9 protein-coding genes are annotated in these 11,046 nt (G+C 69.4%); all 9 read left to right on the top strand.

Annotated elements, in window-relative coordinates; all coding sequences use genetic code 11:
- Positions 1-5 precede the first annotated feature (5 nt).
- On the top strand, positions 6-197 hold the full coding sequence (locus B0W80_RS34930) for a hypothetical protein (RefSeq protein ID WP_143684632.1): 192 nt from the start codon (positions 6-8) through the stop codon (positions 195-197).
- A complete protein-coding gene (locus B0W80_RS14940) occupies positions 194-643 on the top strand; it encodes a hypothetical protein (protein WP_076999945.1) in 450 nt (149 codons plus the stop codon). The genes B0W80_RS34930 and B0W80_RS14940 overlap by 4 nt, the downstream gene beginning before the upstream one ends.
- A 53-nt stretch (positions 644-696) precedes the next feature.
- Positions 697-1,146: a hypothetical protein gene (locus tag B0W80_RS14935; protein ID WP_076999944.1), complete on the top strand. Its 450-nt coding sequence runs from the start codon at positions 697-699 to the stop codon at positions 1,144-1,146.
- A 43-nt stretch (positions 1,147-1,189) separates the two neighbouring features.
- On the top strand, positions 1,190-2,281 hold the full coding sequence (locus B0W80_RS14930; RefSeq protein WP_077000006.1) for an efflux RND transporter periplasmic adaptor subunit: 1,092 nt from the start codon (positions 1,190-1,192) through the stop codon (positions 2,279-2,281).
- Complete coding sequence (locus B0W80_RS14925) at positions 2,278-5,361, top strand: efflux RND transporter permease subunit (RefSeq protein ID WP_076999943.1); 3,084 nt, start codon at positions 2,278-2,280, stop codon at positions 5,359-5,361. The genes B0W80_RS14930 and B0W80_RS14925 overlap by 4 nt, the downstream gene beginning before the upstream one ends.
- 28 nt (positions 5,362-5,389) lie before the next feature.
- Positions 5,390-6,733: a TolC family outer membrane protein gene (locus B0W80_RS14920; RefSeq protein ID WP_076999942.1), complete on the top strand. Its 1,344-nt coding sequence runs from the start codon at positions 5,390-5,392 to the stop codon at positions 6,731-6,733.
- 31 nt (positions 6,734-6,764) lie between these two features.
- Positions 6,765-8,348 (top strand): FAD-dependent monooxygenase, encoded by a 1,584-nt coding sequence (locus tag B0W80_RS14915; RefSeq protein WP_076999941.1) that lies wholly within the window; start codon positions 6,765-6,767, stop codon positions 8,346-8,348.
- Between the two features lie 12 nt (positions 8,349-8,360).
- Complete coding sequence (locus B0W80_RS14910) at positions 8,361-8,786, top strand: hypothetical protein (protein ID WP_076999940.1); 426 nt, start codon at positions 8,361-8,363, stop codon at positions 8,784-8,786.
- A 420-nt stretch (positions 8,787-9,206) separates the two neighbouring features.
- On the top strand, positions 9,207-11,046 hold a 1,840-nt coding region (locus tag B0W80_RS14905; RefSeq protein WP_179106931.1), incomplete at its 3' end, for an autotransporter-associated beta strand repeat-containing protein.

Genomic DNA, 11,046 nt, shown 5'->3' with positions numbered 1-11,046 from the left:
CCGTCGTGAGAGAGATTCGCAGTTACCTGGTTCGCGTGTACCGCCATGACGCCGAGTCGCTGGCCGGCGTGGTGGAGGATGTCCGCAGCAGCCGCACCGCCCCTTTCCAGTCGCTGGCCGAGCTGTGCCAGGTGCTGAGCGGGCACAAGCGCTTCGCCCCGCGCACCGTGCGCCGCCGCGGCAGGAGCGAGCCGTGAACGCGGCGGTCGACGCGCTCGATGCAGCGCCGGCGTCGGTGTCCGGCGACCCGGCCGAGGAATACAAGTGCGTGTGCGACTTCATGCGCCTGTACGCCACGCTGCGCTTCTACCAGCTGGCGCTGCTGCTGGGCACCACCGGCAGCATCATCACCGCGCTGTCGTCCCACACCGTGCGCAGCAGCTTCGCCCGCGCCGAGCTGCTCAAGACCGGCGGGTTGATCGTCAGCCTGGCCTTCCTGGTGATGGAGTTCCGCTCCACCACCTACTGGCACCACCTGCGTGACCGCGGCAACGCATTGGCGCAGCAACTGCGCTACGTGCGCTTTCCCACGCCCTCGCGCTGGAACCCGCTGACCACCAGCGGCGCCGGCTTCTACCTGCATGCCGTGGTGTCCGCCCTCTGGCTCGCGAGCCTGTTCCTGCGACTCCAGCCGCCCACCTGATCCCCCCGTGCTTCAACCAATCAACCAACCAACCCACGAAAGAGAGACCTGCCATGACTTCCAAGACCCTGTCCATCCTCGCCTTGTCCCTGACCCTCGGCGCCGCCGGCCTGGCCCATGCCGCCGGCACCGCTTCGCCGGCCATCTACCCCGCCAAGGGCCAGAGCGCCAAGCAGCAGGACAAGGACAAGTACCAGTGCTACGCCTGGGGCCGCGACCAGACCGGCTTCGACCCGGCACAGGCGCAGGCCGCCGCCGCGCCTGCAGCCCAGCCACCCGGCGCGATGGCCCGCGGTGCCATGGGTGGCGCGGCGATCGCCGCGATCGGCGATCGCGACCCGGCCGGTGGCGCCGCCGCCGGCGCGCTCGGCGCCGCGGTGCGCGGAAAGATGAAGGAACGCCAGGCCGCGCAGCAGCAGCAACAGGCGCAGGCCCAGCAGAAATCCGCCTACGACCGGGCCTTCAAGGCCTGCATGGAAGGGCGCGGCTACGTGCTGCGCTGAGGCCCGGTTGATCGACGACGACAAGAAGGAGAAGGAGCTCGCCATGAATCCCCCCACCGTGCTGGCCTGGCTCGGCGCCGCCCTGCTGGCCGTCGGCTGCGCGCCCAAGGAAGAAGCCGCCCACGAAGAGATCCGGCCCGTGCGCAGCGTCGTGGCCGGCGAAAGCAGTGGCACCGTGGGTGCCACCTACTCGGGCCAGGTCCAGTCGCGCTACGAGAGCAAGCTGGGCTTCCAAGCCTCGGGCCGCATCGTCGCGCGCCTGGTCGAGGTCGGCACCCACGTGCGGCGCGGCCAGACATTGATGCGTCTCGACCCGGCGCAGGAGGCGCTGCAGGTGGTGTCCGCCGCCGCCAGCGTCGACGCGGCCCGCAGCCGCGTCGCGCAGAACCGCGTCGACCTGCAGCGCACTGAGCAGTTGCTCGCGCGCAAGTTCGCCTCGCAGGCCGAGGTCGACCAGCAGCGCCTGGCGCTGGCCGAATCCGAATCGCAGCTGCGCTCCTCGCTTGCACAGCAGCAGTTGCGCGTCAATCAGCGCGGCTACACCGAGCTGGTGGCCGACCGCGACGGCGTGGTCGCATCGATCAACGCCGAGTCCGGCCAGGTGGTGTCGGCCGGCCAGCAGGTCGTCACGCTGGCCGCCGACGGCGAGCGCGAGGTGGCGGTGAGCGTGCCCGAATCGCGCATCGACGAACTGCGGCGCGCCAGGCGGCTCGAGGTGTCGCTGTGGGCGCGCCCCGGCCAGCGCTACGAAGGCACGTTGCGCGAATTGGCGCCCGATGCCGACAGCGTGACCCGCACCTATGCCGCACGCATCGCCGTGAAGGGTGCCGACGCGGCGCTGGTGCTGGGCATGACGGCCTCGGTCTTCGTGCCCGACGTCGAAGGCCGCTCTGCCATCCGCCTGCCGCTCTCGGCCATTCATCACCAGGGCGGCAAGCCGACGGTGTGGGTGGTGGATCCGGCGAGCGCCCAGGTGGCGGCACGGCCGGTCGAACTGGGCAGCGCGCAGAACGACAGCGTGGCGATCGCGAGTGGATTGAAGGGCGGCGAGACCGTGGTCACGGCCGGCGTCCACATGCTGCATGCGGGGCAGAAGGTGAAGGCGGCGGCGAGCGCGACGGGAGCGCAGCCATGAGCCGGGTCAATCTGTCCGAATGGGCGCTGAAGCACCCGCAGATGATCGTCTTCCTGCTCTTGCTGCTCGGCCTGTCGGGCCTCTTCGCCTATGGCCGCCTGGGCCAGAAGGAAGACCCCGAGTTCACCGTCAAGACCATGATGGTGCAGGCCTCCTGGCCCGGCAGCTCCGCGCAGCAGATGGCCGAGCAGGTGACCGACAAGCTCGAGAAGAAGCTGCAGGAAATCGCCGAGATCGACTTCACCAGCAGCTACGCCAAGCCCGGCGTGACGCAGATCAAGGTCAACCTGCGCGAGGCCACGCCGCCCGCCGCGGTGCCGCAGGTCTGGTACCAGGTGCGCAAGAAGCTCGGCGACATCCAGGCCACGCTGCCGCAGGGCGTGCGCGGGCCCTTCTTCAACGACGAGTTCGGCGACACCTTCGGCAACCTCTACGCCATCACCGGCGACGGCTTCGGCTATGCCGAGCTGCGCGACATCGCCGATGCCGCGCGCAACGAGTTCCTGCGCGTGGCCGACGTGAACAAGGTCGACCTGGTCGGCGCACAGGACCCGAAGATCCACGTCGAGGCCAGCAACGCGAAGCTGGCTTCGCTGGGCATCGACCCCGCGCTCATCGCCTCGACGCTGGCCGCGGCCAACACGGTCGAGGCGGCGGGCACCGTGCAGACCGCGTCCGAGCAGCTGCGGCTCACCGTGAGCGGCGAATTCGATTCGGTGGAGAGCATCCGCAACATGGGCATCCGCGCCAACGGGCGCAGCTTTCGCCTGGGCGACATCGCCGAGGTGCGGCGCGGCCTGGTCGACCCGGCCACGTCGAAGATGCGCTTCGACGGGCAGGAGGCGATCGGCCTCGCGGTCAGCATGCGCAAGGGCGGCGACGTGATTCGCCTGGGGCAGCAGCTCTCGGCCACCGTCGCGCGCATCCAGGCCAGCCTGCCGGTGGGCGTGCAGGTGCATGCGGTGTCGGACCAGCCCAAGGTGGTGGCCGAGTCGGTGCACGAGTTCAAGAAGAGCCTGCTCGAGGCCGTGGTCATCGTGCTGGTGGTGAGCTTCTTTTCGCTCGGCCTGCGCACCGGCCTGGTGGTGGCGCTGAGCATCCCGCTGGTGCTGGCGCTGACCTTCCTCGTGATGTACGTGCTCGGCATCGAGTTGCAGCGCATCTCGCTGGGCGCTCTGATCATCTCGCTGGGGCTGCTCGTGGACGACGCGATCATCGCGGTCGAGATGATGGCGCTCAAGCTCGAGCAGGGCTGGGACCGCTACCGCGCCGCCACCTACGCCTACACGGCGACGGCCTTTCCGATGCTGACCGGCACGCTCATCACGGCGGCGGGCTTCCTGCCGGTGGGCTTCGCGAAATCGGGCGCCGGCGAGTACGTGTTCTCGCTGTTCCAGGTGGTGGGCATCTCGCTGATGCTGTCGTGGATCGTCGCGGTGGTGTTCACGCCCTACCTCGGCTTCAAGCTGCTGAAGGAGCATGCCCGCACGGACGGCCATGGCGGCCATGTCAGCCACGGCGGCCACGACGAAGACGCCATCTACCAGCGCGGCTTCTATGCGCGCTTCCGCGGACTTGTCGAGCTGTGCCTGGCGCATCGCCGCTGGGTGATCGCCGCCACGCTCGCGCTCTTCGCCGGCTTGGTCGCCCTCTTCGGCCTGGTGCCCAAGCAGTTCTTCCCGGCCTCAGACCGGCCCGAGCTGATGGTCGACCTGTGGCTGCCGCAGTCGGCCACCTTCGAGGCCAGCCAGCGCGAGGTGGAGACGCTCGAAGCGCTGCTGCGCAAAGACGACGACGTGGTCGCCGTCACCAGCTACGTCGGCACCGGCAGTCCGCGCTTCTACCTGCCGCTGGATGTGCAGACGCCGAACCTCAACCTCGGCGAGCTGATGGTGATGACGAAGGGCGGCGAGGCCCGCGAGCGCGTGCTGGCCAAGGTGCAGCAGCTGCTCGACAACGGCTTTCCGCTGGTGCGCGGCCGTGTCAACCGGCTCGAGAACGGCCCGCCCGTGGGCTACCCGCTGCAGTTCCGCGTGTTCGGCCAAGACCCGGAGCAGGTGCGCGGCATCGCCGAACAGGTGTCGTCGCTGCTGCGCGCCGACCGGCACGTGCGGCGCGTCAACCAGGACTGGGGCGAGCGCCTCAAGCGGCTGCGCGTCGACGTCGACCAGGACAAGGCGCGCCAGCTCGGCATCAGCTCGCGCGAGGTCAAGTCGGCGCTGCAGGGTTCGTTGAGCGGCACCACCATCACGCAGTACCGCGAGGGCGACAAGGGCCTCGACGTGGTGGCGCGCCTGGTCGAGGAAGAACGCACCGACCTCAACAACCTGAAGGACGCGCGCATCTACCTGCGCGACGGCAAGTTCGTGCCGGTCTCGCAGGTGGCGCGGCTCTCGCTGGACAGCGAAGACAGCGTGCTGTGGCGCCGCAACCGCGTGCCCACGCTCACCGTGCGGGCCGACGTGGCCGGCGCGGAAGCGCCCGACGTGGCGCTGGCCCTCCAGCCGAAGATGGACGCGCTCGCCAGGACGCTGCCGCTGGGCTACGGCATCGACGTCGGCGGTGCGCTCGAGTCCAGCAGCAAGTCGCAGGCCTCGATCTTCGCGGTGATGCCGCTGATGGTGGCGGCCGTGCTGCTGCTGCTCATGCTGCAGCTGCAGGACATGAAGAAGATGGCGCTGGTGCTCGTCACCGCGCCGCTGGGGCTGATCGGCGTGGCGGCGATGCTCTTCGCCTTCCGCATTCCCTTCGGCTTCGTCGCGATGCTCGGCGTGATCGCGCTGGCCGGGATGATCGTCCGCAACTCGGTGATCCTGGTGGTGCAGATCGACCACGACGTGGCGGCCGGCGTGCCGCTGTGGACCGCGATCGTCGAGTCGGCGGTGCGGCGCATGCGGCCTATCACGCTGACGGCGCTGGCCGCCATCCTCGCGATGGTGCCGCTCACGCGCTCGGTCTTCTGGGGCCCGATGGCCTGGTCGATCATGGGCGGGCTCTTCGTCGCGACCCTTCTCACCCTTCTCTTCCTCCCCGCGCTCTATGCCAGCTGGTACGGCGCGAAGCGGCCCGCGGCCGCATGACCACCGACCGACTTCCACGGACGCGACGATGAACACGATACGGATGAAGCAGGCCGCTGCGGCGGTGCTGATCACGGCTGCATCGGGCGCCGCTTTCGCGCTCGACCTGATGGCCTCCTACGAAGGCGCATTGCGCGCCGACCCGACGATGCGCGCGGCCGAACAGGCCCTGCTCGCGGGCCGCGAAAAGGCGGTGCAGGGCGACGCGCTGCTCAAGCCGCAGGTGTCGCTTCAGGCCAGCCTGAGCCGCGTCAGCGAGAAGTCGACGGTCAACACGGCCGTGGGCAGCTCGCAGTCGGACAGCCGCGGCAACGTGCACCAGGTCGGCGTGCAGCTGGTGCAGCCGCTCTACGACCCGAAGGCCGGCGCCGACCGCAAGCAGCTGCACCAGCAGAGCGCGCTGGCCGAGGTGAGCCACCGCGATGCGCAGCAGGACCTGCTGCGGCGCGTGGCCGAGGCCTACTTCAACGTGCTGCTGGCGCGCGAGACCGTGCGCGTCGCGCAGGCCGAGCAGGCCGCGGTGCTCATGCAGCGCGACCGCGCCCAGGCCCGCTTCGACGTGGGCCGCGGCCGCATCACCGACCTGCAGGAGGCGCAGGCGCGCTACGACAGCGTGGGCGCGCGCGAGGTCTCTGCGCAGAGCAACCTGGCGCTGCGCCAGGCGCAATACCGCGAGCTCACCGGCCTGCCGGCGGAAGGGCTGGCCGCACTGCGCGCCGGCTTCGCGCCCGCCGCACCGCAGCCCGACAGCCTGGAGAGCTGGCAGATGAAGGGCAGCGACGGCAACACGCGCGTGCTGGTCAAGCGCAGCGAGGTCTTGATCGCCACAGCCGAGATCGACAAGTACAAGCTGAGCGGCCGGCCCACCGTCGACCTGGTGGCCAGCTTCACGCGTCAGGGACAGAACGGCAGCCTGCCGGCGGCCGTGTCGCCCGACAGCGGCCGCGGCGCCAGCGTCGGAGTGCAGCTCACGGTGCCGCTCTACACCGGCGGCGCGCTGAACTCGCGCCATCGCGAATCGATCGCGCGCCGCGACCAGGCCGAGCAAGAGCTGGGCGCCGCGCAACGCGATGCCCGGCTGCAGGTGCAGGACGCGTTTCTCGCCGTGAAGACCGGCGTGGCGCGCATCGGTGCGCTGGAGCAGTCGGTGGTGTCGGCGCGCACCGCGCTCGAAGCCACCACGCTGGGCCGCGACCTGGGCAGCCGCACCGAGCTGGACGTGCTCGACGCACAACAGCGCCTGTACACCGCCGAACTGGACTTGGCGCAGGCGAAGAACGACTATCTGCTGGGCCGCATCCGGCTCGCATCCGCCGCCGGTGAGCTGCGCGAGGATGACCTGCGCGCGCTCGACGGCTATCTGGTGCGTTGATGCGCACCCGCAGCGAAGACAGGAGGAAGACATGGACACCGATGTTCTGATCGTCGGGGCCGGCCCCACCGGCCTCATGCTCGCCAACCAACTCGCCCGCCGCGGCGTGCGCACGTCGATCATCGACCGCCACGCCCACCCGGCGCGCGAGACCCGCGCACTCGGCGTGCAGGCGCGCACGCTCGAGATCTACCAGAAGCTCGGCGTGGTCGAGCAGGCCATCGCGCTCGGCAAGCGCGGCGATGGCGCCAACCTCTGGGCCGACGGCCGGCGCATGGCGCGCGTGCCGCTGGCCGATGCGGGCGAGCAGCTGAGCCCGTACCCGTACATCCTGGTGCTCGGCCAGGACGACAACGAGAAGATCCTCGGCGAGCGGCTGCACGACTTCGGCCAGTCGGTGACCTGGAACACCGAGCTGATGGCCTTCACGCAGACGGCCGAGGGCGTGATCGCGACGCTGCGCCGGCCCGACGGCAGCCTGCGCGAAGTGCGGGCCGCCTACATCGCGGGCTGCGACGGCGCGCGCAGCGCGGTGCGCGAGCAGAGCGGCATCGGCTTTCCCGGCGCGCCCTACGAGCAGGTCTTCTTCGTTGCCGACGTGGAGGCCAGCGGCGGCATGGTGCCTGATGAAGTCAACGTGTACCTGTGGAAGGAGGGCTTCCACTTGATGTTCCCGATGCGCGGGACGAACCACTGGCGTCTGGTCGGCATCCTGCCCGAGGCACTGCGCGACCGGCCCGACGTGCGCTTCGAGGACGTGGTGCCGGCGGTACACGCGCAGGCCGGCGAAGGATTGCAGTTCGCGGCCTGCACCTGGTTCTCGACCTACCGCATCCATCACCGCAGCGCCTCGCGCTTTCGCGAAGGCCGCGCCTTCGTGCTTGGCGATGCGGCCCACATCCACAGCCCGTTGGGCGCGCAGGGCATGAATACCGGCTTGCAGGATGCCTACAACCTGGGCTGGAAGCTGGCCCTCGTCACGCAGGGCCGGGCCGATGCGTCGCTGCTCGATTCCTACGAGGCCGAACGGATGCCGGTGGCGCGGCGCCTGCTCGACACCACCGACCGCGGCTTTCGTCTGGTGGTGTCGGACAGCTGGTTCGCCGGCCTCCTGCGCACCGAGGTGCTGGCACGGGTCGGTGCGCTGGCCATGCGCCAGCCGCGCATCCAGCGCAGGGCATTCCGCACGGTGTCGCAGATCGGCATCGAGTACCGCGAGAGTGCGCTGTCGATGACGCAGGACTCGCCGCCCGAAGCCGCGCCGCGCGCCGGCGACCGCTTCCCGTGGCTGCAGCTGCGCTTCACGGCGCAGGGGCCGGTGCAGGACTTGTTCGCCGAGCTCGACGACCTGCACTTCCATTTGCTGGTGTTCGGGCAGCCCGCGCCGCAGCGCAGCGAATGGGCTCGCCACGATCTGCTGCGTATGCATGTGCTGCCGTCCGACCCCGTCAACGAAGCCCAGCTCGCGCGTGCGCGAATCCCGGGCACGTCCTTCTACCTGCTGCGGCCCGATGGCTACATCGGCCTGAGCGGTGCGCGCGTCGACCCGGGCATCGTGGACGACTACCTTCGCGAGCGCTTGGCGTGGCACTACGATAGCGCGCAAAGTGCATAGAGAAGGACGTGTATGGCAGCGAATGCGGAACGGGTCAGAAAGCCATCGTGGATCGAATCGCGCGTGCTGCACGCCGCGGTGGCGATCGGACTCGCCCTCGCGGTGTTCGCCGTCTGCGTCACGGGCTGGTGGTACTCGACCTATCTGGTGCCCATCCAGGACGTGAAGGAAGCCGTGCGCGCCAAGCTCGACGGCAAGGAGCCCGCACGCTTCGAACACGTCTGGTACAGCAAGCAGACCCGCGTGGGCTGCGGCTACGTGGCCGTGAAGGACGCGGGCGGCAAGTACGGCGAGAACAGGCACTTCATATTGCTGGCCGACGGCAACGCGCAGTTCGAACCGCCGCGCGAGGCGAAAGGCGATGCGGCACAGCAGATCGCAGCGCTCGAAGAGCAGGCGCGCTATGCGCAGGCGATCCGGTCCAACTGCCTGCGCTGATACGGGCCGCTGATATAGGCCGCTGATACGGCCCGCGCCCAGCTTCCTTTCATCGCTCTCTTCATCCGCCAGTTAGAGGATGCAAGGCGCGTGCGCGTGCGCGTGCGCGTGCGCGTTCGTTCGCGCGCACAGCGAGCAACGCGTCGATTCATGGATGAGTGTGGGATCGCGTAACCCTCCCGCGTAGCGACCGGACTACGGCTTTGCGCTCGCCTCCTACATATCCTTCGACGTCTAAAACTTTGGAGGGCTGGGAAATTGCGAACTCGCGCAATGCGTCTTCGGTGAACAGAATTCTTCGCTGGTAATCGTTCTTCCCTGGAGCCCTGAATGATGCAAAACGACGAGGTCGATGTGCGGCTTGTCAGCCCCGATGGCCTGGCGTTCTTTACCAGGCAGTTGCGTCGACCGAGCAGGAAAATGCCACTCGTCGTGGTGCTCGTCGGCTTCATGGCCTTGCTCTTCAGCGCTGCGGCGCATGCGGACTGCAACCAGGTCGGTACCACGGTCACCTGCGCCGGACCCATTGCCGAACTGGGCTTCGTCAGCAACACCAACAACCTCACTGCCAACGTCCAAGCCGGCAGCAGAGTCGGCGCACTTGTCGGCAACGCACTCACGCTCACCGGCAGCAACGTCACGCTGACCAACGGAGGCCTCATCGACCCCAGCCTGCTGGGCCTGCTCACGGTGCTCGGCAACGGCACGTTCATCGGTAACGCGGCGCCGAGCACGGTCAGCGTCACCAACACGGGCACCGGCACCATGCGCGGCACGAGCGGCCTGCTCGGCCTGAACCTGCTCGACCTCAGCGGCATGGCGCTGGCCGTACAGAACGGCGCGGGCGGCACGACCTCGATTCGCAACGACGGCACGATCGGCTCGTTGCCACTGCTGGGCCTGACCGTGCTCGGCAGCGACATGCCGGTGGTCGCGGCCTATGGCGGCGCGACGGTGAACATGGTCAACACCGGCACCATCACCGGCCGCGCGGCCTTCCAGCCATCGGCTGCGGGCAACAGCTTCATCAACAGCGGCACCATCTCGGGCAGCGTGTCGCTGGGCGCAGGCAGCACCAACCGCTTCGCCGCGGTGACGGGGTCGAGCATCAACACTGGCGGCAGTGTGGGGCTGGGCCTCAACGTGCTCAACGTGATCGGCCTCAACATCGGCTTCGCAGGCACGGGCATCGTGGACGGCGGCGTGGGCGGCGACAACGAACTGCTGTTGCAGAACGACCTGGCCGGCACCGACCGCACTTCGGCAGGATCTGGCACGCTGCCTTCGGGCATCTACACCAACTTCAACCGGCTCACCGTCAACAGCGGCACCTGGACGCTGCCAGGCGGCCCGCGGGTCGCCGGCGCGCAGACGCTCAACGGCGGGCTCGTGCAGTTCGACAACGCCGGTGTGTTCGGCGCCGGGCCGCTGCTGGCCAACGGCGGCAACATCGCGCCGCTGGTCGCGGGCCTCGATGTTGCGACACCGATGTCGCTGGCGGGTGCAGGCATCGGCGTGCAGGGCGCGAACGATCTCACGCTGAGCGGCGTGTTGTCGGGGCCCGGCGGTGTGCGCATGAACGGGAGCGGCACGCTCACGCTCGCGGGCACCAACGACTATGCGGGCGGCACGGACCTCGCGTCCGGCACGCTGCGGCTTTCCAATGCGGGCGCGATCGGCACCGGCGCATTGCGCGCGACCGGAGGCACGCTCGACGTGCTGGCGCCGATGACGCTGACCAACGACGTGGCGCTCGGCGGCACGCTGGCCTATGGCAGCGCGTCGACGCTCACGCTGTCCGGCACGGTGTCGGGCGCAGGTGGACTCACCAAGAATGGCGCGGGTGAACTCGTGCTCGCGGGCAACAACAACTTCGCGAGCGGTGTCGCGTTGAACGCCGGCACGCTGCGGGTGGGCACGAACACGGCGCTGGGCACGGGCACGCTCACCGCAGCGGCCGGCACCACGCTCGACGCGACGGCACCGGTGGCGCTGGGCAACGTCGTCGCGCTCAACGGCGCGATGAACATCGGAGGCACGGCGCCCATCACGCTAACCGGCCCGATCGGCGGTGCGGGCTCGCTCGCCAAGAACGGCGCATCGAACCTGGTGCTCGCGGGCAGCAACAACTTCGGTGGCGGCGTCGCGCTGAATGCGGGCGGCCTCGTCGTCGGCACGAACACCTCGCTCGGCACCGGCGCGCTGACGGCCGCAGGCGGCACCACGCTCGATGCCAGCGCGCCCGTCACGCTCGGCAACG

It is taken from the genome of Variovorax sp. KK3 (genome assembly GCF_001984055.1).
In the GTDB taxonomy this organism is placed as follows: Bacteria; Pseudomonadota; Gammaproteobacteria; order Burkholderiales; family Burkholderiaceae_C; genus Variovorax.
The sequence above is the reverse complement of the archived record's forward strand: the minus strand, read 5'-3'. Positions and strand labels throughout refer to the sequence as shown.

Excerpts from the sequence above, each read along its gene's own strand:
- B0W80_RS14915 (WP_076999941.1), top strand. The coding sequence starts at position 6,765 with ATGGACACCGATGTTCTGATCGTCGGGGCCGGCCCCACCGGCCTCATG.
- B0W80_RS14930 (WP_077000006.1), top strand. The coding sequence starts at position 1,190 with ATGAATCCCCCCACCGTGCTGGCCTGGCTCGGCGCCGCCCTGCTGGCC.
- B0W80_RS14925 (WP_076999943.1), top strand. The coding sequence starts at position 2,278 with ATGAGCCGGGTCAATCTGTCCGAATGGGCGCTGAAGCACCCGCAGATG.
- B0W80_RS14935 (WP_076999944.1), top strand. The coding sequence starts at position 697 with ATGACTTCCAAGACCCTGTCCATCCTCGCCTTGTCCCTGACCCTCGGC.
- B0W80_RS14920 (WP_076999942.1), top strand. The coding sequence starts at position 5,390 with ATGAACACGATACGGATGAAGCAGGCCGCTGCGGCGGTGCTGATCACG.
- B0W80_RS14910 (WP_076999940.1), top strand. The coding sequence starts at position 8,361 with ATGGCAGCGAATGCGGAACGGGTCAGAAAGCCATCGTGGATCGAATCG.